The 21,045-nt window shown below is 59.3% G+C and carries 19 protein-coding genes; 9 read left to right on the forward strand and 10 right to left on the reverse strand.

Annotated features, from left to right (window positions below; genetic code table 11):
• Positions 1-276 precede the first annotated feature (276 nt).
• The 6 genes from AACY50_RS24785 to katG all read left to right on the forward strand — a co-directional run bounded on the left by AACY50_RS24785 (position 277) and on the right by katG (position 7,026).
• Positions 277-882, forward strand: coding sequence for an SCO family protein (locus AACY50_RS24785; RefSeq protein WP_339433753.1), 606 nt, complete (start codon positions 277-279; stop codon positions 880-882).
• The gene (locus AACY50_RS24790) at positions 882-1,361 is read left to right on the forward strand and encodes a copper chaperone PCu(A)C (protein ID WP_339433752.1); all 480 of its coding nucleotides are present in this window, start codon (positions 882-884) and stop codon (positions 1,359-1,361) included. The genes AACY50_RS24785 and AACY50_RS24790 overlap by 1 nt, the downstream gene beginning before the upstream one ends.
• 149 nt (positions 1,362-1,510) lie before the next feature.
• Positions 1,511-1,885: a hypothetical protein gene (locus AACY50_RS24795; RefSeq protein ID WP_339466415.1), complete on the forward strand. Its 375-nt coding sequence runs from the start codon at positions 1,511-1,513 to the stop codon at positions 1,883-1,885.
• Complete coding sequence (locus tag AACY50_RS24800) at positions 1,882-2,076, forward strand: helix-turn-helix transcriptional regulator (protein WP_339466416.1); 195 nt, start codon at positions 1,882-1,884, stop codon at positions 2,074-2,076. The genes AACY50_RS24795 and AACY50_RS24800 overlap by 4 nt, the downstream gene beginning before the upstream one ends.
• Before the next feature lie 337 nt (positions 2,077-2,413).
• Positions 2,414-4,624 (forward strand): LTA synthase family protein, encoded by a 2,211-nt coding sequence (locus AACY50_RS24805; protein ID WP_445261501.1) that lies wholly within the window; start codon positions 2,414-2,416, stop codon positions 4,622-4,624.
• Positions 4,625-4,755: 131 nt separating this feature from the next.
• Positions 4,756-7,026 carry a catalase/peroxidase HPI gene (gene katG, locus AACY50_RS24810; protein ID WP_339539294.1) on the forward strand — a complete coding sequence of 757 codons (2,271 nt, stop codon included), beginning with the start codon at positions 4,756-4,758 and terminating at the stop codon, positions 7,024-7,026.
• A gap of 110 nt (positions 7,027-7,136) precedes the next feature.
• On the opposite strand, the gene pepN is transcribed toward katG, so the two are convergent.
• The 6 genes from pepN to AACY50_RS24840 are packed head-to-tail and all read right to left on the reverse strand — an operon-like array spanning position 7,137 to position 13,654.
• Entirely contained in the window at positions 7,137-9,794 is a 2,658-nt protein-coding gene (gene pepN, locus AACY50_RS24815; RefSeq protein ID WP_339495884.1) for an aminopeptidase N, read from the reverse strand.
• Positions 9,795-9,804: 10 nt separating this feature from the next.
• Complete coding sequence (locus AACY50_RS24820; RefSeq protein ID WP_339433748.1) at positions 9,805-10,635, reverse strand: DUF2797 domain-containing protein; 831 nt, start codon at positions 10,633-10,635, stop codon at positions 9,805-9,807.
• Positions 10,632-10,892, reverse strand: a complete 261-nt coding sequence (locus tag AACY50_RS24825; protein ID WP_320328438.1) for a YeaC family protein — start codon at positions 10,890-10,892, stop codon at positions 10,632-10,634. Before AACY50_RS24825 ends, AACY50_RS24820 begins: the two co-directional genes overlap by 4 nt.
• Positions 10,893-10,926: 34 nt before the next feature.
• On the reverse strand, positions 10,927-11,796 hold the full coding sequence (locus AACY50_RS24830; protein WP_339495882.1) for a rhomboid family intramembrane serine protease: 870 nt from the start codon (positions 11,794-11,796) through the stop codon (positions 10,927-10,929).
• Positions 11,793-12,767, reverse strand: coding sequence for a metallophosphoesterase (locus AACY50_RS24835; protein ID WP_401159898.1), 975 nt, complete (start codon positions 12,765-12,767; stop codon positions 11,793-11,795). Before AACY50_RS24835 ends, AACY50_RS24830 begins: the two co-directional genes overlap by 4 nt.
• Complete coding sequence (locus AACY50_RS24840) at positions 12,764-13,654, reverse strand: NAD(+) kinase (protein ID WP_221733429.1); 891 nt, start codon at positions 13,652-13,654, stop codon at positions 12,764-12,766. Before AACY50_RS24840 ends, AACY50_RS24835 begins: the two co-directional genes overlap by 4 nt.
• 115 nt (positions 13,655-13,769) lie before the next feature.
• Between AACY50_RS24840 and AACY50_RS24845 the strand changes: the two genes are divergently transcribed.
• A complete protein-coding gene (locus tag AACY50_RS24845) occupies positions 13,770-14,720 on the forward strand; it encodes a DUF1853 family protein (protein WP_339539295.1) in 951 nt (316 codons plus the stop codon).
• Between the two features lie 61 nt (positions 14,721-14,781).
• Here the strand turns inward: AACY50_RS24845 and AACY50_RS24850 are convergent, their stop codons facing one another.
• Positions 14,782-16,065, reverse strand: coding sequence for an arsenic transporter (locus AACY50_RS24850; protein WP_339539296.1), 1,284 nt, complete (start codon positions 16,063-16,065; stop codon positions 14,782-14,784).
• Between the two features lie 161 nt (positions 16,066-16,226).
• A complete protein-coding gene (locus AACY50_RS24855) occupies positions 16,227-16,784 on the reverse strand; it encodes an NADPH-dependent FMN reductase (RefSeq protein WP_339539297.1) in 558 nt (185 codons plus the stop codon).
• A gap of 183 nt (positions 16,785-16,967) precedes the next feature.
• Here AACY50_RS24855 and AACY50_RS24860 point away from each other — a divergent pair, with 183 nt between their 5' ends.
• Complete coding sequence (locus AACY50_RS24860) at positions 16,968-17,204, forward strand: hypothetical protein (protein WP_221733433.1); 237 nt, start codon at positions 16,968-16,970, stop codon at positions 17,202-17,204.
• A gap of 85 nt (positions 17,205-17,289) precedes the next feature.
• Entirely contained in the window at positions 17,290-18,183 is an 894-nt protein-coding gene (locus AACY50_RS24865) for a LysR family transcriptional regulator (protein ID WP_339495878.1), read from the forward strand.
• On the opposite strand, the gene AACY50_RS24870 is transcribed toward AACY50_RS24865, so the two are convergent.
• Together AACY50_RS24870 and AACY50_RS24875 are read right to left on the reverse strand one after the other, a co-directional pair.
• On the reverse strand, positions 18,149-18,763 hold the full coding sequence (locus tag AACY50_RS24870) for a GNAT family N-acetyltransferase (RefSeq protein WP_339433741.1): 615 nt from the start codon (positions 18,761-18,763) through the stop codon (positions 18,149-18,151). The genes AACY50_RS24865 and AACY50_RS24870 overlap by 35 nt on opposite strands.
• Before the next feature lie 14 nt (positions 18,764-18,777).
• Complete coding sequence (locus AACY50_RS24875) at positions 18,778-21,033, reverse strand: Orn/Lys/Arg decarboxylase N-terminal domain-containing protein (RefSeq protein WP_339466429.1); 2,256 nt, start codon at positions 21,031-21,033, stop codon at positions 18,778-18,780.
• Between the last annotated feature and the right edge of the window lie 12 nt (positions 21,034-21,045).

A 21,045-nucleotide genomic window follows, 5' to 3' on the forward strand; every position in this document is an offset into this window, starting at 1 on the left:
AGGACAATTGGCATTGGATAAAGGGCGGTGACTACAGAGCCAATCTATTCGAACTCCTGTCACGGACCCCTCCTCAGCGACGACCTCGCAACGTCAAATCTGCAGGAGGCTATCGCGCTATCTCTCGTCACTTTTTCTTACACCTTTTGTCACCCTGCGACACCCTGTCCGCCGATCCGCAGCCGGCGTCTGCCTTCAGTTTGGTATGATGCGCCGCTTTTACGGTTAACCCCCCGCCAGTCCTGCCGACTGACGGGCTGCAAAAGGCGGTATTAGATGACGGCTTTGTTGACTCGCCGCAAGGTGCTTGCGGGAATGGGCGTGCTCGGGCTTGGCCTGCTCGCCGGCTGCGACACCCGCGGCCAATTGTCGTACAAGTACGGCAAGGATCTGAGTAACAAGATCATGGGACGCACCTTCAAACTGAAGAACACCGACGGCGAAACCATGACCCTGTCGAGCTTTCGCGGCCTGATGCCAATGGTGTTCTTCGGTTTCACCCAGTGCCCGGCAGTCTGCCCGACGACCTTGGCCCGTGCGGCAAAAATCAAAAAGCTCATGGGCCGGGACGGCGATCGCTTGCAGGTGATCTTCATCAGCCTCGACCCCGAGCGCGACACGCCAGAGATTCTCGATGCCTACATGAAGGCCTTCGACCCGACCTTCGTCGCGCTGTACGGCACGCTTGAAGAAACCAAGGCCACGGCCAAGGAATTCGACGTGTTCTTCGAGAAGGTGCCGGCCGGCGACACCTACACCATCTCGCACACCGCCACCAGTTATGTCTACGACTCGCGCGGCGAACTGCGCCTGGGACTGTCCACCTCACTTTCGGCAGAAGAATGCACGGAAGATTTGCTAACTGTTATGGAGGTTTGCTGATGCACCCCGTTCTGAACAACATCAAACGCACCGTTTTCGCCCTTTCGTTGATGGGTCTGGCGTTTCAGGTCTCGGCGCAGACCAAGGTCGACGACGCCTGGGTACGTGCGACCGTGCCAACCCAGACCGCCAGTGGCGCGTTCATGACCCTCACCGCCGACAGCGACAGCAAGCTGCTCAGCGTCGCAACGCCCGTGGCCAAAGACGTGCAGATCCACGAAATGACCATGAAGAACGACGTCATGAGCATGGGCCCGGTGAAGTTCGTCGAACTGCCGGCCGGCAAAGCCGTCAAGCTTGATCCGAACGGCTACCACGTAATGCTGATGGGCCTGAACGGCCAGCTCAAAGAAGGCGAAAGCGTGCCGCTGACCCTGACCGTTGAGAACGCCAAGGGCGAGAAAGAAACCATCGAGGTTAAAGCGCCGGTACGCGCGCTGACCAACATGGAAGGTCACGATCACAGCAAGATGCATTGATCTGACTTTACGGCAATAAAAAACGGGGCGGCCTGATAGACGATCATGCCGCCCATTTTTTTGCGGATGTAAAGTTTATGGAAAGCGTGCTTTACACCAAAGAATTCATCAGAGAGGATGTAAAGGGTCTTTTACACAGGAAGTGAAGCATGAAGAGTTTTAATCGCGAAATGGCCGCTGCGATGGCGCTGTACATATTGGTATTGCTGACATCGCAATTTGCCTTGCTGTATTTCGCCGACGCCAGCTTTTGGCTGCGTACCGTCATCACCCTGTTGCCCATTATTCCGGTCGGTCTGTTCTGCTGGACTATCGTGCGTGACATGCGCCGTCTCGACGAAATGTACCTGCGCATCCAGTTCGAAGCCCTGGGCTTTTCTTTCGCCGCCTCAGCCCTGCTGACCTTTACCTACGGCTTTCTGGAGACCGTCGGTGCACCGCACATCCCTTGGTTGTGGGTCTGGCCGGTGATGGGCCTGATGTGGATGATCGGTTTGCGCTTCGCCAAGCGTCGCTACCAATGAAAAACCGCCTCAAGCAATTACGCGCCCAGCGCAAATGGTCCCAAGTCGATCTGGCGGAGCGCCTGAACGTGTCGCGTCAGACGATCAACGCCATCGAGAATGAACGCTACGACCCGAGCCTGCCGCTGGCGTTTCAGATTGCCCGGGCGTTCGAGATGACGATTGAAAGCATCTTTGATGATGAAGCTTGAGCCGATAACTCGCACAGAAGACAGGCACTCTGCAGGACGGCGTGGCAACCACCACGCCGAAGTGGTCGTGTGAATCGCAGCGTTTAACACATGCTGTCATGCCGGTTCTAAGGCGCACTAAATAAGATGAAACAATAAATCTGCTGCCGAGATACTGCATCAACATCGCCGATTGCCAGCCAACACCAACGTCAGCTAGAGCTTATGGCGTTTCGTGTAACCCCAAACGGCTCCGAAAACCAATCAAATGCACGTTTAAAACAACGATCAGACCGCCCACCCTTGCTATCATCACCCACACTTTTTTTACGATTTGATGACTGGAAGGTCTTTTTTTGTGAGCGCTCTTTTGAACGGGTTTCGACACCCACACGCCCGCCTCTTTTCCCTGATCGTTCTGGTGCTGATCGTGCCAGTGTGCCTGCGCGCGACACTCGGCTGGTCGACTCCGCTGGGTTATTTGTCGGATCTGGCGATCGGCAGTTCGCTGGTGATTTTGTTGCATCGTCGCGCGTGGTGGCTGGCATTGCCGCTGCTGCTGTTCTGGGGCTTGCTCGCGGTGGCGACTGCGGAACTGGTCAGTGCCGTCGGTCGCCTGCCCAATCCTTCCGATCTGCATTACCTGTTCGATCCGCAGTTTGTCGAGAACTCCAGTGGCGCAGGACTGGCGCATCCGGCGGTGGGCATTTCGTTGCTGCTGGCACTGTTGCTTTGGCTGCTGGCGCAGTTTGCCGCACGCGGCATTGTCCGTCCTGCCCTGCCCCGTGCGTTCTGGAGTGTGCCGCTGGTGCTGTTCGCTGTGCACTGGGGCGCACAGAACCTGTGGCCGAGCGAGGCCGATCCTTGGCGTTTGTACAGCCTTTCGCACCATTTGCTAGCCACTGAGGTCGCCGATGTGCAGATCCGGGCCGAGCAATGGCTGGACGGCGATGTTGTGGAAACCACACCGGTCATGACCGGACTCACCGACGTCGACCTCAACGGGCAGAAACTGCTGAATGCACCGGGTCGGGCACGCAACGTGCTGATCATCACCCTGGAAGGCATTCCCGGCGCTTACATCCGCGCCAACCGCGAGGCCATTGGCAGCCATTATCAGGAAGACCTGATGCCCAATCTCAGTCGCTGGGCCGAACGCGGCATGAACACACCTGACTACGTTGTGCACACACACCAGACCATTCGCGGTCTGTACGCCATGCTCTGCGGCGATTACGACAAGCTCAACAACGGCACGCCCAAAGGCGTGGAAATGCTCACCCTGAACGAGCGCAATCAGGCTTGTCTGCCGGCGCAACTGCGCGCGCACGGTTTCAGCACCCACTATCTGCAAGGCGCCGGCCTGCGTTTCATGGCCAAAGACAAGATCATGCCGCACATCGGTTTCGATGCGACCCATGGCCTGGAGTGGTTCACCAACGCCAACTATGTGGAATTTCCGTGGGGCAAGGATGACAAGGCATTCTTCGAGGGCGCGCTGAGTTATGTCGGCCAACTGGAAAAGCAAAAAAAGCCGTGGATGCTGACATTGCTGACCGTAGGCACGCACCAGCCCTACTCCGCACCGGAAGAATATCGGGAGCGCTACGAAACGCCGAAGCAGGCGGCGGTCGGTTATCTCGACGATGCACTGGAGCAGTTCCTCAGTGGCCTCGAACGCCAGGGCGTGTTGAAAGACACGCTGGTGGTGATCACCTCCGATGAGTCCCACGGCATTGATGGCGTGCGCCTGGCTTCGTCATGGGGTTTCAATCTGACGTTGGCACCCGAGCAGGAGCAACTCCCGCGCCTCAAGGCCGGGGTGTATGGCCATGTTGATTTGAGCACCTCGATCCTCGACTACTTCGCCCTGCCAGTACCTCACTCATTGAGCGGCCGTTCGCTGTTTCGCGATTACGATTCCGGTCGTGAAATGATGTCGTTCACCAACGGCAAGCTGCGCTATCACGATGGCCACGGTATGTTCTCCGAATGTGACATGCCGCGCCGCTGCCGCTATTACGAAAGCGCCGGTTTCATAGCCGACAGTGCCACGTTCAAGGGCACCTACAGTGGCCATCGCGCCCGACAGATCGCAGCGCGCGCCGATGCGCTGGACCTGTCCCTGCTGCGCACGCCGCTCAATCACCGCTATCAGTTCGGCAGCACCAACGTCATCGCGCTGCAGGCACAGATCAATAATGACTGGGCCGACAATCTGATCGGCGCGCAATACCTGGAAATGCCCAAGGGCTCGTACACCCGCGTACGCATGACTGTGCGTTCGCTTGATCCGCACCAGGTCGCGTACATTCAGCTCAAAGCCAAGGAATTCGAAAAAGAGGTGCAGATCGGGTTGCCGCCAGAAATGGTCGCCACGGCGGATCAGCCGCTGGAGATGGATTTCAGCTTCGATAATCCGCAAGACCGCAAGGCTTTCTCCTTCCATTTGCTGGGTTATGGATCGGGCGCTGTTGAAGTCACGGATTTCAGTGTGATCACCGAGCTGCCAGGGCAAGAGGATCTGCTGGATGAAGTGCCGGAGGATGAGGCCGCACAGTCGAGTTGACACCGCGTTAAGAGGTTCTGCCTATCAGCGTCCAATAGTCGGGCTATTAGCCGACTCGTCAAGTCGGGTCTAGCCTTACAAGTCCGAAGTCGGCACGAGCCGGCCGTAGACGACCTGATAAGGACCCGAACATGGCAACTGAATCGAAATGCCCGTTCAACCACGCCGCTGGTGGTGGTACGACGAACCGTGACTGGTGGCCGAATCAACTCAACCTGAAGATCCTGAGTCAGCACTCGCCCAAGTCCGACCCACTGGGCAAGGACTTCGACTACGCCAAAGCCTTCAAGAGCCTGGACTTCCAGGCGCTGAAACAAGACCTCAATGCGTTGATGACCGACTCCCAGGACTGGTGGCCGGCGGACTTCGGCCACTATGGCCCGCTCTTCATCCGCATGGCCTGGCACAGCGCCGGCACCTATCGCACCGCGGATGGCCGCGGTGGTGCCGGATCGGGCCAGCAGCGTTTCGCCCCGCTCAACAGTTGGCCGGATAACGTCAGCCTCGACAAGGCCCGACGCCTGCTGTGGCCGATCAAACAGAAATATGGCCGCAACATTTCCTGGGCCGACCTGATTGTCCTCACCGGTAACGTCGCGCTTGAATCCATGGGCTTCAAGACTTTCGGTTTCTCCGGTGGCCGCCCTGATGTGTGGGAACCGGACGAAGACGTGTACTGGGGTTCGGAAAATGAATGGCTGGGCGGTGATAGCCGTTATGGCAAGGACAAGGCCGCCATGCAGGAACCCGGTGACGGCACGCTGGTAGCCGAACCGGATCTGCACGGCAAAGAAGAGAGCCGCACGGATCAGGGCGAGCGCACTCTGGAAAACCCGCTTGCAGCGGTGCAGATGGGCCTGATCTACGTCAACCCGGAAGGTCCTGAAGGCAACCCTGACCCCGTGGCCTCGGCCCACGACATTCGCGAAACCTTCGCCCGCATGGCCATGAACGATGAAGAAACCGTGGCCCTGATTGCTGGCGGTCACGCCTTTGGCAAAACCCACGGTGCCGGCCCTGCCGATAATGTCGGCCCGGAACCGGAAGCCGCCGGACTAGAAGAACAAGGCCTCGGTTGGCGCAACGCGTTCGGCACCGGCAAGGGCGGCGACACCATCACCAGCGGCCTCGAAGTGACCTGGACCACCACGCCGACCCGGTGGAGTAACAACTACCTGGAAAACCTGTTCGGTTTCGAGTGGGAACTGACCAAAAGCCCGGCCGGTGCGCATCAGTGGATTCCGAAAAACGGCGCGGGTGCAGGCACCGTTCCCCATGCCCATGACCCGAGCAAAAAACTCTCGCCAACCATGCTCACCTCTGATCTGGCGTTGCGCTTCGACCCGGCTTACGAGCAGATCTCCCGGCGTTTTCTGGCCAATCCCGATCAATTGGCCGACGCCTTCGCCCGCGCCTGGTACAAACTGATCCACCGCGACATGGGTCCCCTCTCTCGCTATCTCGGCCCGGAGATGCCCAACGAAGAACTGCTGTGGCAAGACCCGATTCCCGATGCCACTCACCCACTGATCGATGAAAACGACGCTGGCGCATTGAAGAGCAAAGTGCTGGCATCCGGTCTGTCGGTGTCGCAACTGGTCTCGACGGCCTGGGCTGCCGCTTCGACGTTCCGTGGCTCGGACAAGCGCGGCGGCGCCAACGGTGGCCGTCTGCGCCTGGAGCCGCAGAAGTCCTGGCAAGCCAACCAGCCGGAACAACTGGCCAGCGTGCTGAAAACCCTTGAGGGCATTCAGAACGCGTTCAATGGTGGTGCATCGGGCAAGAAAGTCTCGCTGGCAGACCTGATCGTGCTGGCCGGCAATGCCGGGGTCGAGCAAGCGGCGAAAAATGCCGGGCACTCCGTCACCGTCCCATTCACACCGGGGCGTACGGACGCCTCGCAAGAGCAAACCGATGTGGATTCATTCGGTTTTCTCGAACCAATCGCCGATGGCTTCCGCAACTACAGCAAAGGCAAATACACGGTGTCGGCCGAGGCGCTGCTGATCGACAAGGCACAACTGCTCACCCTCACCGCGCCGGAAATGACCGTGCTGCTGGGTGGGTTGCGGGTGTTGAACACTAACGTCGGGGGAAGCCGTCATGGCGTGTTCACCCACCAGACCGAAGCGTTGACCAACGACTTCTTCACCCACCTGCTGGACATGGGCGTTGAGTGGAAACCAACGTCAAAAGCGGCGGACGAGTTCGAGGGCCGCGACCGTAAAACCGGCAGCGTGAAATGGACGGCGACGCGGGTTGATCTGGTGTTCGGCTCCAACGCAATATTGCGGGCGCTGGCGGAGGTGTATGCCAGTTCGGATGCGAAGGAACAGTTCGTCAAAGACTTTGTCGCCGCCTGGACAAAAGTGATGAACCTCGACCGGTTTGATCTGAAGTAACGCAAAAACTATGGGAGCGGGCTTGCTCGCGAAAGAGGTATGTCAGGCGACAACTCTGTGCCTGACACACCCTCTTCGCGAGCAAGCCCGCTGCCACATTTAGATCCGCGTTAAGCCAGGCTTTTGCTGACCACCTCATAGACGTCGCTGGACAACTGACCTGAAGCCAGAATCCGCTCCAGTTCGGTTTTCATCAGCGCCTGCCGCGCGCTGTCGTATTTGCGCCAGCGCGTCAGTGGCGCCAATTGCCGCGAGGCGATCTGCGGGTTGAAGCCGTTCAGTTCGATCACCAGATCCGCCAGGAAGCGATAGCCCGAGCCATCTGCCGCGTGGAAGTTGATCAGGTTCTGTCCGGCAAACGCGCCGACCAGCGCACGCACCTTGTTCGGGTTTTTGATGTTGAACGCTGGGTGCTGCATCAACGCCTTCACGCGCTCCAGACCGCCCGGCAACGCGCTGCCGGCCTGCACACTGAACCACTGATCCATGACCAACGGATTGTCCTTGAAGTGCTCGGCGAAACTCGCCAGCGCCACGGCTTTCTGTTCTTCGAACGGCGAGTTGACCAACACTGCCAGCGCCGTCAGGCGCTCGGTCATGTTATCGCTGGTGTCGAACTGTTCCAGCGCCGCCGCCAACACTTCTGGCTTGCCGCTGAGCATCAGGTACGACAGCGCGATGTTCTGCAACGCACGACGGGCGAAATGCTCGGCCTCGGCCACATACGGGGTGTTCTTCGACAGGTCGCGGTTGGCCTGATAACGCAGCCACAGCGCTTCGAACAGGTTGTCCGCCAGTTGTTTGCGGGCAAATTCGCGCGCGATATGGATAGCTTCGACATCCGCTATTTCGCTGATTTCGGTGAGATACGCCTCACCCGGCAGCGAGAGCATTTCCGCGACCATCGCCTGATCCAGCGATTCGTCGCACAGCACTGTGCGCAACGCGGTAATCAAGCGCGGGTCAAGCACCAGGCTTTCGCCCTTCTGCTGTTGAGTGATCAGCTCTTGCAGCACCTGCACCGACAGTTGCTGGCCGGCATCCCAGCGGTTGAAGCCGTCGCTGTCGTGCTGCATCAGGAACATCAGTTGATCGCGGCTGTACGGGAAGCTCAGTTTCACCGGCGCCGAGAAACCACGCAGCAGTGACGGCAACGGCTGTTCGCTGATGTCGATGAAAGTGAAGGTCTGCTCGGCTTCGGTCACGGAAATGACGCGAGTGGAGCCTTGGGCAGCGGCTTCACCAGCCAGCCGCAGGGCAATCGCGTTGCCCTTGCTGTCGAGCAGGCCCAGCTCCACGGGAATCAGGAACGGCAGTTTTTCCACCTTGTCCGGTGTTTCCGGGCAGCTCTGCCGGAACGTCAGGCTGTAGGTTTTCGCGGCGGCGTCGTAAGACTCGCTCACCGCCAGACGCGGTGTGCCGGCCTGGCTGTACCAGCGCTTGAACTGGGTCAGGTCGACGCCATTGGCATCTTCCATGGCTTTGATGAAGTCGTCGCAAGTCACGGCCTGGCCGTCGTGGCGTTCGAAGTACAGATCGCTGCCCTTACGGAAGCCTTCGGCGCCGAGCAAGGTGTGGATCATGCCGACCACTTCCGAGCCCTTTTCGTACACGGTCAAGGTGTAGAAGTTGGAAATTTCGATGAAGCTGTCCGGACGCACCGCGTGGGCCATCGGGCCGGCATCCTCGGCGAACTGATGGGTACGCAGGTACGCCACGTCCTGTATGCGCTTGACCGTGGCGGAGTTCATGTCGGCGGAGAAACCGGAATCACGGAACACGGTGAAGCCTTCCTTGAGCGACAGCTGGAACCAGTCGCGGCAGGTCACGCGGTTGCCCGACCAGTTGTGGAAGTATTCGTGCGCGACAATCGCCTCGACCCGCTGGTGCGCGGCGTCGGTGGCGGTTTCGGCGCGGGCCAGTACGGCGCTGGAGTTGAAGATGTTGAGGCCTTTGTTCTCCATCGCGCCCATGTTGAAGTCGTTCACGGCGACGATCATGAAGATGTCCAGATCGTACTCGCGACCGTAAACCTCTTCGTCCCAGCGCATCGACTTCTTCAGGCTGTTCATCGCGTGCTGGCACTTGTCGATGTTTTCCGGCTCGACGTAAATGCGCAGCGCCACATTGCGCTCGGTCATGGTGGTGAACGTGTCTTCAACGCACCACAAGTCACCGGCCACCAGCGCGAACAGGTACGCCGGCTTCATGAACGGGTCTTCCCAGGTCGCCCAATGCCGGCCGTCTTCGCCCGGGCCGGAAGCAATCGGATTGCCGTTGGACAGCAGCACCGGATAGCTGTGCTGTTCGGCGACCACCGTGGTGGTGAACTTGCTCATCACGTCCGGGCGGTCGAGGTAATAGGTGATCTTGCGGAAACCTTCGGCCTCGCACTGGGTGCAGAACATCGTGCCGGACTTGTACAGGCCTTCCAGCGCGGTGTTGGTTTCCGGATGGATCTTGACGCTGGTGTCGAGCGTGAAGGTTTCGCTGGTCGGTTGCAGGGTCAGTTCGTTTTCACTGAGCTGATAGTCCGCAGCGCTCAGTTCCTGATCGGCCAAGGTCACCGACAGCAATTCCAGTTGCTGGCCATCGAGCACCAGCGGCGGCAGGCCCGGGCCACGCGCCGGATTGCGGCGCATCACCAATTGCGCGTGGACCAGGCTGTGATCCTCGAACAACTCGAAGGTCAGGTGCGTTTCGTCGATCAGGTACTCGGGCGCCTGATAGTCCTTCAGGTAAATCATCTTCGGTTGTTCGGTGCGCATGCTGGAGTCCTTACTGATGCACGGCGAGCTGATAAGCCGTGTACTTACGAATGTTGATCACGCCGGTGTCGAAGATCAGGTACTGGCCCTTGATCCCCAGCAGCGTGCCTTCGGCAATCGGGTTCTTGTCCAGGTTGAAGCTGACGATTTTGGCCGGGTATTGCACGACCGGATAGCGGATTTCCAGCGGTTCGACATCGGGAATCGTCTGAATGGCCTGTAGGCCGAATCGCTCCTGCAAGCCTTGCAGGCCCTCGGCGCAGGTGTCGAGCAACTGATCACGCACCTGTGCCAGATCCACGGCGACGGCATCGCCCTTGAGCAGTGCACGCCAATTGGTCTTGTCAGCCACTTGGCTACGCAACAGATCTTCGACGAAGCCCGATTGCTGCCGCGTGGCGACGCGGATGATCGGCAACGCCTGACTGGCCCCCTGATCGAGCCAGCGCGTCGGCAATTGGGTAGCACGAGTGATGCCAACCTTGATCCCCGACGAATTGGCCAGGTAAACCACATGGTCCGTCATGCAGAACTGCTCGCCCCACGCCGGATCCCGACAGGTGCCGGCGTCATAGTGGCAGCGCTCCGGGCTCATGATGCAGATATCGCACTGCGCCAGCTTGGTCATGCACGGATAGCAGTAGCCCTGACTGAAACTGGTTTTAGTCTTGCGCCCGCAATGGGTGCAATGGATCGCCCCCAGGTATTCAAGACGCACCGTGGTGCCGATCATGGGATTGACCGGCACCTCGACGTCATCCAGACGAAACGCGTATTGCACGTTCGGCCCGTCCAGGCGCGCCGACATTTTGCTGATTGCACCGCGGCCAATCTCGATCAATGGATGGCATCCGACTTGAACAGAATATTCGGCACTTCGATCGACTTCGACGCACATTCCTGCGGGCCCATGTAACCGGTGCGCTGTTCTTCAGGCAGGTTCTGGATTTCCCAGGCGATCATCGCCTGCAAGGACAATTCGCGCTGTTCGGCGGTGAGTTTGCCACCGTCCGACCACTTGCCGATTTCCACGGCCAGCTTCAGGCTCTCGTAGATGTCCGGGGTAATGTTGTTGATCATGTCGTTAAAAGAGGACATCAGGGTCTCCGTGCTCTTTATCTACAGAAAAATTTCAGGCGGCCAGTTTACGGCGGTTATACAAACCACCCAACAAACCGGTGAAGCATCCGATGAGTAACCCGCCGACGTGGGCGGCGTTGGCGATTTCGCCGAAACCGATCATCGAGATCAGCCCGGACATGCACACCAGCAACCACACCAGCATCATCACCAGCACGCCACGCGGCAGACGATAGGCCGGGTTCGGCGCCAGCAACTGGAAGATCCAGCAATGCCCGAGCAAGCCGTACAGCACGCCGGACAGGCCGCCGAACAGGGTCGCGCCGCTCCAGGCAAATTGCGCGTAGTTGGAGACAAGGCTGAACAGCAGCGTCAGGCCGATCAGGTTGATGCTGCCCTGACGCGACTCGATACGCCGGCCCAGCTCCCAGTACCACATACCGTTCATGGCCAGGTGGAGAATGCCGAAGTGAATCAGCATTGGCGTAAACAAGCGCCACCACTGCCCCGCCGCCAAGCTATCAGCCAGCGGCGTGAAATGGATGTAATCGCCGACCACCCGAAAATCGAGAAAGGTGAGCCAGCGCAAGGTCTGCAGGTTTTCGCCCAGGTAAGTCAGGCCGCCCACAATCAGGCACAGCAGCAGGATAAACCCCGTGGCTTTGGCATATTTCAACTGTTCGACGAAGCTTGGACGCTTGAGTGTCTGGGCCACGGGAATGTCCAGTTGCTGATCTGGATCGCCGGCCGGGAAGCGTTCGTAAAGCGAGCGCACGTCTTCGCTGATTTCCGCAGGCGCCCACAGCACTTGCTCGCCCGCCTCTTCGCTGACTCGATGTGGCACTTGCATCCGTTGCAGCAACTGGACAAAACCACTCAAATCCACCGCCAGTGGCAAACGCAATACCGCTATCGCACTCATTGCAGCACCTCCGGCCGCTCGACATCGACCCAGACGAATTTAGCCGGATCGAGGCGGGTTTCCTGATCCAGACGATAGGCGACGAGTTTGCCGTAGAGCACCGCGCTGTAATCCAGACACGCGAGGTTGGGGCGGATCGGCGCCGGTTTGCCGCTGCGCCAGTAGTGGCCGACGAACAGCAACGGCTCGTCGACGCCATAGCGCAGCAGGGAGTTTTTTTCGGTAGAGGTCAGCGGCGTCCGTGCCACCGGTTCCGGCAGCGCATCAGGCTGGAAGACGATGTCGCCGTAGGTTTTCGGATCGTCTTCCCAGAACTTGGTGCGGAAGAACGAACGCACCAGACCGTCGCCACTGGTCATGGTCTGGCCCCCGGGCAGGCGCATGTCGGTGCCACGCAGGAGGCGGTCGAACACCGTGCAGGCAAAGCTGCCGGGCACCGCCGAAGCCTGGAGGAAATGCTCATCGATACGCGCATCGGGAAACAGGCCGCGCAACGGTTCGATCAGGCCGGCGTCCCAGCAGGCATGCACAACACGGAAACGCCCGGCGTCCACCACCAGCGGCAGTTCATAGAACCACTGCTGAAAGTCGTGCCAGTCGCCGGGATGATCTTCGAACTGAGTCAGGGTTTCATGAAGCAAACGCGCATGACGCGGCGTGTGCTCACGCACGAACTGCTTGCCGCTGCCCGGAGGCGCCGGGGTGCTCCAGCCCAGCGCATTGAATTCGTGGTTGCCCATGATGCACAACGCCTGACCGGCCTCGACCATGTCATGAACGATGTGCAGCGCCTCGCGAATCCGCGGGCCACGGTCGATGATGTCGCCGACGAACACGGCCATGCGCGATGGATGCCGCCAGACCCCGCCCTGCTTGTGATAACCGAGTCGGTCAAGCAAGTGTTCCAGGGTCAGGGCGCATCCGTGCACGTCACCAATCAGGTCATAACTGCGCGCGGGATCGAGCATCAGTCGCCTCCACCACCCAGCTTGCTGCCCCAGCCGAGCTTGGTGCGGCAGACTTCGTAGTAGTTGTGGTCGAGCGGGTGAATCAGTCGCAGCTTCTGCGCTTTCTTGCTGACGGTGATGGTGTCGCCCGGCGCGCAGGTGAAGTGGTTCTGCCCATCGCAGGAGACCTGCGGGTAGATCTGCATGTTTTTCGACACGACGATTTTCAGCTCACTGTTGCCATCGACCACAATTGGCCTGCTCGACAACATATGGGGGTACATCGGCACGATCACAATGGCATCGAGTTTGGGATGCATGATCGGTCCGCCGGCAGACAGCGCATAGGCGGTAGAACCGGTGGGCGTGGCGACGATCAGGCCGTCAGCCTTCTGGCTGCAGACGAACTGGCCGTCGATGTACAGCTCGAACTCGATCATCCGCGTCGACTTGCCAGGGTGCAACACCACGTCGTTCAGCGCATCGCCCTGGCCGATGGCTTCGGCATGGCGGCGGACTTCGGCTTGCAGCAAAAAGCGGTTTTCCACCAGGTAATGGCCGTCGAGCACCTTGGCGACTTCGACTTCCAGCTCATCGGGGCGAATGTCGGTGAGGAACCCGAGGCTGCCACGGTTGATCCCGAGCACCGGAATGTTGTGCCGCGCCAGCGCCCGGGCAGCGCCGAGCAGGCTGCCGTCGCCGCCGACGACGATGACCATGTCGCAGACTTCGCCGAGCATCTTGCGCGACGAAGTTTGCAGGCCGTGGCCGGGCAGAACTTCAGCAATGGTGTCTTCGAGGATCACATGCAGGTGACGATCGAGCAGAAACCGTTTCAGTCGGCGGACGGTATCCAGCACCTGGGAACTGCCCAGGCGACCGATGATGCCGATATTGCGAAATTGCTCCATGGGACCTCTGCGGACAATCGAAAACGCGAAAAGCACGATTATGGGCGAAAGCCTGCGATAGACAAAATCCTTTCAGCCTCAAGGGTGTGCCCGTGTTTAAGGCTATGCTCGCAAGATGATCCTATTTCCTGACTTGCTCCAGTTGCCCCACCAGTTACGCCATCCCGAAGTGCGCGATCTGGCGTGGGTGATCCTCGCCCCGCCGATGCTGGCCACAACGCCATGGCCGCAGCGTCATCCGCTGGCCGGCAGCGATTGGGTCGCCGATCCCGAGCGCCTGGAACACTGGCTGCGTCAGCTCGACCGTGACAGTTACGGATTGCTGCACTGGCTGTCCCAGGCACGCACGCGGCGGTTGGGCCTTTATTACGAGCGGTTGTGGCAGTTTGCTGTGCAACATGCACCGGGTATCGAACTGATCGCCGCCAACCTGCCGATTCGCCGGGGTGGCCATACCCTCGGCGAACTGGACATGTTGCTGCGTGACCGCGACGGCGTGCATCACCTGGAGCTGGCAATCAAGCTCTACCTCGGCCCGCAAAACGGCGATGGTCATGATCCGGCGCAATGGCTGGGGCCCGGTTGCCATGATCGACTGGATCGCAAGCTGGCGCATCTGGCCGAGCATCAACTGCCGATTTCCACGCGCCCGGAAAGTCGCGAAGTCCTGGCAGCGCTGGATATCGAGGTGTTCAGTGCGCAGCTGTGGCTCGGTGGTTATCTGTTGTATCCGTGGCCGGGGCAAGCGCAATCGCCGCGGGGTGCCCACCCACAACATTTGCGCGGCAGTTGGTTGCATCAGAAGGATTGGCCGGCGTTCGTCGCGCAACGCCCGGCCGGACGCTGGCAACCCCTGCCCCGCCATGCCTGGCTGGCACCGGCGCACTATCCGGTGGAACAGACCTGGAAAGAGGAACACTTGCAAATGTGGCTGGAGGGTTTGGAACCGCTAGCCCCGGCGCAGCTAATGGTGCGGCTGATCGAGAATGTGCAGGGCGAATGGGAGGAAGCGGAGCGGTTGTTTCTGGTCTCGGATCTTTGGCCGAATGTGCCTGGCCAAGCCTGAAAATTTGCAGTGCCTGTTCGCCACCCATCGCTGGCAAACCAGCGATGGGTGCCGACTCGGTCTAAAGGGATAACCGCACAGCCAAAGCCGCCAACGTCACCAATAAAACCGGTGCCGTCAGCACAATCCCCACCTTGAAGTAATACCCCCAGCCAATCCTGATCCCCTTGCGTTCCAGCACGTGCAGCCACAGCAACGTCGCCAGACTGCCAATCGGCGTGATCTTCGGCCCCAGATCACTGCCGATCACGTTGGCATAGATCATCGCCTCCTTGACCACCCCGCTCGCCTGACTGGCCTCAATCGAGAGCAGCCCGATCAAAACGGTCGGCAGATTGTTCATGATCGAGGACAACAACGCGGTCAGCACACCGGTGCCCATTGCCGCACCCCATACGCCATGACCGCCGAAAACATCCAGCCAACCCGCCAGATACCCGGTCAACCCGGCATTGCGCAGGCCGTAGACAACCAGATACATGCCTAGCGAGAAAATCACGATCTGCCACGGTGCTTCTTTCAGCACCTTGCGCGTTGAAATCTTGTGACCACGGGCGGCGATACCCAGCAACAGCGCAGCGCAGACCGCCGATATCGCGCTGATCGGGATGCCCAGTTGTTCGAGGAAGAAGCAGCCGATCAACAGGATCGCCAACACCCCCCAACCGGCGTAGAACGTCGCTTTGTCGTGAACCGCAGTGTGCGGCAGTTCAAGCTGTTCGGGGGCGTACGCCTTGGGAATGTCACGACGGAAAAACCACAGCAACATCGCCAGCGTCGCGGCGACGCTGACAACGTTCACCGGCACCATGACGGCCGCATAGCGATTGAAACCGATATGGAAAAAGTCTGCCGAAACGATGTTGACCAGATTCGACACCACCAGCGGCAGGCTCGCGGTATCGGCAATGAACCCGGCACCCATGACGAACGCAAGGGTGGCCGCCGGAGAAAAGCGCAGCGCCAGCAACATCGAAATCACAATCGGCGTAAGGATCAGTGCGGCACCGTCATTGGCAAACAATGCCGACACCAGCGCACCGAGCAACACCATAAAGGCAAACAGCTTGCGCCCGCTGCCCCGCCCCCATCGCGCCACATGCAGCGCGGCCCAGGCAAAAAACCCGGCCTCATCGAGTAACAGGCTGATGATGATCAGCGCGACGAAGGTGCCGGTGGCGTTCCAGATGATTTGCCATACCAGGGGGATGTCGCTCAGATGCACCACGCCGAAGATCAGCGCCAGTACGGCGCCCAACGTCGCACTCCAGCCGACGCCAAGACCTTTGGGTTGCCAGATGACAAGGGTGATGGTCAGCAGGAAAATCAGTGACGCAGCGAGCATTCTCGACAGCCTTCAACAATCAAATGGGTAGGGATCCACATGTGGGAGCGGGCTTGCTCGCGAAGGCCGCAGGTCAGACAAAAAGTTGCTATCTGACACTACGCTTTCGCGAGCAAGCCCGCTCCCACAGTTTCCGGTGTACATCCGGAGAAACGATTAACTCATTTCTTGTGTTGTGCCACAAAGAGCCCGTACGCATCGATGAACTTCTGCAAAAACGGTTTCACCGTCTCGCTCAGCTTGCCCGCCTCATCAAACGCCGACCCCGCACCGCCCAGATAGGCCTCTGGCTGCTGCATGCAGGGCACGTCGAGAAACACAAACGACTGACGCAGATGCTGGTTCGCGCCGAAACCGCCGATCGCACCTGGCGAAACACTGATCACCGCGCACGGCTTGCCGCCCCAGACGCTCTTGCCGTAAGGCCGCGAGCCAACGTCGATCGCATTTTTCAACGGTGCAGGCACCGAGCGGTTGTACTCCGGCGTCACAAACAGCACCGCGTCGGATGAACCCACCTTTTGTCGAAAAGTGCTGTAGGCTGCCGGCGGTGAATCACCGTCAATGTCTTCGTTATAGAGTGGCAGATCGCCGATTTCGACAATCTCAAGCTTGAGGTTAGCCGGAGCCAGCTCGGCCAGTGCAAGGGCGACTTTACGGTTGATCGACGCTTTGCGAAGACTACCGACCACTACGGCGACGTTGTAGACATTGCTCATGGAAGACTCTCGATTGTCAGTGGAAGAAGCCAGTAGTTATAGATGATTCGATGACAGTTTCACCAGCGGACTCGGGAAATACCCGCGTGCTGATTATTTTTCTCCTGTAGGAAAACTTACAGGCCTTGATGACGGTCTACCAAGCCGCAAATCAAGCGTTTTATCTCCAGAGGTTCTAAGCAGATGGCAGCAGTACTGGTCGGTCAGTTCCATGCAAGAGATGCGGAAGGCCGCGTTTATTCGGTGCATGAGTTCCAGGAATCCACTCCGTCAGCGGACGGTTTTACCGGCTCGGAGCCTGTCACCACATACAAACTGGCCATTGGCGATCGCGTCAACAAGGTCAGTGACAACGAGTTTTTGCTGGTTCAATCGGGTGTCACCCTGACTCGCGAACCTGAACCAACCGTCGCTTCATAACTGACTGTTATGAGCAGAAGTCATATGCGCAGACTTGGGGTAGGATTCAGCCACTGACCCCACCTGCTGAACATGGACTTCACGCATGCGTTTACGTCATATCGAAGTGATTCAGGCGCTTTTGCAGGCCGGTCATATGGGCACTGCCGCCGAATGGTTGCAGTTGCCGCTGGCCGAGGTCGAAGAGCGTTTGCGCGAGGCCGAGAGTCATTTGGGGTTCATGCTGTTCGCCAGCGTTCGCGGGCGCCTGCAACCGACGCCCGAGGCTCGGGCGTTGCAGGTGGAAATCGCTCACGTCTATGAAGCGCTGGAACCTGTGCAACGCCTGGCCAGCAGCCTCAAACAATACCTCGCCCCGCCGGTGCGCATCATCGGCACCCCTGCGCTGGCCCAGCAATTATTGCCACAAAGCCTCGCCTCACTGCGTCGACGCCTGCCGGATGCACCTTGCAGCCTGTTGAGTGCCCCGACCCGGGACATCGTCCGCAGCCTTTTGCTGCGTGAATGTGATCTGGGTTTGAGCCTGCACGATCCCGACCATCCCGACATTCATTGCCAGCCATTGGCCCAAGGCAAGCTGCAATTGCTTGCGCCTCATGGCTGGCTGCAACCGAAGCAGAAGTACATTTCCCTGCAGGACCTGGCGGGACAGGCGATGATCGGCCTCGAACGTGAGGATCCGCTGAGCCCGGCACTGGAAAACAAACTCCAGGCCTTACGCCCGGCGCCGAGCATCCAGACCCGCGTGCAAACCCATCAAATGATGCGCAGCATGGTCGAGGCCGGCGAAGGTCTGGCCATTGTCGATCCGTTCACCGCATTGGGCGCACGCTCCGCCGGGCTTGATACCTGCCCGCTATCGCCCGCCATAACGATCAGCCTCTACGCCTTGACCTTCAAGCACGCCGCGCCGTCATCGGCGATCCAGACCTTACTGGCCATCGTCACGGAACAAGCCGAGGCGATGCTGACGAGCTAACTGAATTTTCCAGCGGATTATCGAACAGTCGATACCAGAACAGCGCCACCTCGGCGGTGTTCGGGTCGATGCCGCGATAGCGTAACTGGTCGACACCACCGATCACATACCCACAGCGCTCATAAAGCCGACAAGCACCGAGGTTATTGTTCTGGGTTTCCAGCATGATCCCCGGCAGCTTCTTTTTGCGACTCCAGAATTGCGCCACATCCAGCAACGCCTTCGCTACACCGTGGCGACGGGCCGGCGCGTGCACCGCCAACTCATCGATATGGGCAAAGCCATTCCAGTTGGTGCTGATGACCAGATGGCCGACCGGTTCGTCGTCGAGGTATGCCATGAAAATCGCGCTGTCCGCCGCATCGCGGTAGCTGCTGAACTCCTCCGGATCAATGCCGTAACACTTGCGGTAAGGGACAATCGTCGTCATCGACCACTGCTCCACCGGCTTGCCGATCACCGCGGCGCCATACGCTGCGACCTCAAAGCTGAAGTCGCTGCCCCAGATATAAGCTGCAAAGCCTTCATCGGCGACACGCACCGACAGCCCTGGGTATTTCGGATTCATGACCGGTTGCATACTGGGAAAAGTCCTCATTCCTTGACGCAATCGACGGTGTAGTGCCGTCCATTGCCTTGGTCTTCATGTTGCAGTCCATGCACATCGGCGACAAAACCGGGAAAGCTGCTATCGAACGTGCGGGCAAATTTCAGGTAATCGATGATCGAGCGAGTCGACTCGCTAAAACGCTCGCCGGGCATGATCAACGGGATTCCCGGTGGATACGGTACCAGCATCACCGCAGCAATCCGCCCTTCCAGCTCGTCGATCGGTACGGCCTCGACTTCACCGCGCACCAGATGATCATAGGCATGGGCAGGCTTCATGGCGATTTGCGGCATTACGGTGTACATGCGCTTGAGGTGTTTGGCAGTGGCATTGCTGCGATAGCAGGCATGCAATTGATCGCACAAGTCACGCAGGCCCATACCGCGATAGCGTGCGGTGTCCTCCTGTGCAACGCACGGCAGGCACGTTGCCAGACCGACATTAGCGTCGTAACTGCGCTTGAACTCCAGCAACTCGGTGATCAGCGTGCTCCATTTGCCTTTGGTGATGCCCATGGAGAACAGCACCAGAAACGAGTACAGACCGGTCTTCTCCACCACCAGCCCGCGCTCCCAGAGGAACTTGCTGACCACGGCGGCCGGAATCCCCCTCTCGCTCAACGCGCCACCGGCATTCAACCCCGGCATCACCAACGTGACCTTGATCGGGTCAAGCAGTACATAGTCGTCGCTGACCTCACCGAAACCGTGCCAGTCAGCATCCGGTTGCAGCAACCAGTCTTCGGTTTGCACACGGTCGATGCCCTCGACACCTGGCGGCTGCCAGATCGAGAACCACCAGTCATCAGCAGCGATGTGCTGACGCAGATTGGCCAGCGCCCGACGGAAACTCAGCGCTTCGTCGAAGGTTTCCTGCAACAGCGAGCGCCCGGCCGGGCCTTCCATCATGGCCGACGCCACGTCGAGCGAGGCAATGATGCTGTACTGCGGCGAAGTGGAGATGTGCATCATGAACGCTTCGTTGAAGCGGTCGCGATCCAGTTGCCGCGCACCGCCGTCCTGCACATGAATCATCGAAGCCTGACTGAACGCAGCGAGCAGCTTATGGGTGGAGTGGGTGGTGAACACCAATGGGCTGTCGGCGCTACGCGAAGTGGCCATGCCGTAACGTCCGGCGAAGAATTCGTGAAACGCTGCATAGGCGTACCACGCCTCGTCGAAATGCAGTACTTCGACGCTGTTGCCAAGGCTTTGCTTGATCAATTCGGCGTTGTAACAGAGGCCGTCGTAGGTCGAATTGGTCACCACTGCCAGTTTGACTTTCGGCGCACGACCCTGGGTCAGCGGGCTGGCGTCGATCTTCGCCTGAATCGATTCGCGACTGAACTCGCTCAGCGGAATCGGACCGATGATCCCCAGTTCGTTGCGCTCCGGACACAGGTACAACGGGATCGCGCCGGTCATGATGATCGCGTGCAGCACCGACTTGTGGCAGTTGCGATCCACCAGCACCAGATCGTCGCGCGCCACCATCGAATGCCAGACAATCTTGTTGGCCGTCGAGGTGCCATTGATCACGAAAAAGGTGTGATCAGCGCCGAAATTGCGTGCTGCACGCTCTTCCGCTTCAGCGAGCGGCCCCGTGTGATCAAGCAATGAACCGAGCTCTGGCACCGAAACCGACAAATCCGAACGCAGGGTATTTTCGCCAAAGAACTGGTGAAACGCCTGCCCTACCGGACTCTTGTGATACGCCACGCCGCCGCCATGACCGGGGGTGTGCCAGGAATAATTGGAATCGGCGGTGTGCTGCACCAGCGCCTTGAAAAACGGCGGTAGCAAACCGTCGAGATACTTGCGCGCCGCCCGTGCGACTTGTCGGGCCAGGAACGGCACCGTGTCTTCAAACAGGTAAAGGATGCCGCGCAATTGATTGAGTTCGGCCATGGCATCGGCCGGGGCGTTTTCCAGCGTGACCTGTTCACCCAGGGCAAAGATCGGCAGGTCCGGCGCGCGCACCCGGGCCAGGCCGATCAGTTCGGCCATGTTCTGCAACAGATGTGAATTGGTGCTGGCGTCTTCGGCGGCGATCAGCATGCACGCCAGACCATGATGAGTCGATGCCACCAGGCGCCCTTCGGCATAGTCGGTGGCCGAAACGATATTGAAACCTTCCTGTTCCAATTCCCGGGCGATACCGCGAATACGCTCGCCGGCGACCGTATCGGCCTTGATGTCGCGATGGACGATCAACACCGGAAACTTCAAATCTTTGTACATGAGGCTCAGTGT

Source organism: Pseudomonas sp. RA_15y_Pfl2_54, assembly GCF_963971015.1.
Classification (GTDB): domain Bacteria; phylum Pseudomonadota; class Gammaproteobacteria; order Pseudomonadales; family Pseudomonadaceae; genus Aquipseudomonas; species Aquipseudomonas baetica_A.

Bases quoted from the DNA above. Each gene is read 5' to 3' on its own strand.
- AACY50_RS24870 (WP_339433741.1), bottom strand. From the start codon at position 18,763: ATGCAACCGGTCATGAATCCGAAATACCCAGGGCTGTCGGTGCGTGTC.
- AACY50_RS24825 (WP_320328438.1), bottom strand. From the start codon at position 10,892: ATGTCCTCTTTTAACGACATGATCAACAACATTACCCCGGACATCTAC.
- katG (WP_339539294.1), top strand. From the start codon at position 4,756: ATGGCAACTGAATCGAAATGCCCGTTCAACCACGCCGCTGGTGGTGGT.
- AACY50_RS24875 (WP_339466429.1), bottom strand. From the start codon at position 21,033: ATGTACAAAGATTTGAAGTTTCCGGTGTTGATCGTCCATCGCGACATC.
- AACY50_RS24860 (WP_221733433.1), top strand. From the start codon at position 16,968: ATGGCAGCAGTACTGGTCGGTCAGTTCCATGCAAGAGATGCGGAAGGC.
- AACY50_RS24785 (WP_339433753.1), top strand. From the start codon at position 277: ATGACGGCTTTGTTGACTCGCCGCAAGGTGCTTGCGGGAATGGGCGTG.
- pepN (WP_339495884.1), bottom strand. From the start codon at position 9,794: ATGCGCACCGAACAACCGAAGATGATTTACCTGAAGGACTATCAGGCG.
- AACY50_RS24850 (WP_339539296.1), bottom strand. From the start codon at position 16,065: ATGCTCGCTGCGTCACTGATTTTCCTGCTGACCATCACCCTTGTCATC.
- AACY50_RS24795 (WP_339466415.1), top strand. From the start codon at position 1,511: ATGAAGAGTTTTAATCGCGAAATGGCCGCTGCGATGGCGCTGTACATA.
- AACY50_RS24840 (WP_221733429.1), bottom strand. From the start codon at position 13,654: ATGGAGCAATTTCGCAATATCGGCATCATCGGTCGCCTGGGCAGTTCC.
- AACY50_RS24855 (WP_339539297.1), bottom strand. From the start codon at position 16,784: ATGAGCAATGTCTACAACGTCGCCGTAGTGGTCGGTAGTCTTCGCAAA.
- AACY50_RS24865 (WP_339495878.1), top strand. From the start codon at position 17,290: ATGCGTTTACGTCATATCGAAGTGATTCAGGCGCTTTTGCAGGCCGGT.
- AACY50_RS24800 (WP_339466416.1), top strand. From the start codon at position 1,882: ATGAAAAACCGCCTCAAGCAATTACGCGCCCAGCGCAAATGGTCCCAA.
- AACY50_RS24845 (WP_339539295.1), top strand. From the start codon at position 13,770: ATGATCCTATTTCCTGACTTGCTCCAGTTGCCCCACCAGTTACGCCAT.
- AACY50_RS24830 (WP_339495882.1), bottom strand. From the start codon at position 11,796: ATGAGTGCGATAGCGGTATTGCGTTTGCCACTGGCGGTGGATTTGAGT.
- AACY50_RS24790 (WP_339433752.1), top strand. From the start codon at position 882: ATGCACCCCGTTCTGAACAACATCAAACGCACCGTTTTCGCCCTTTCG.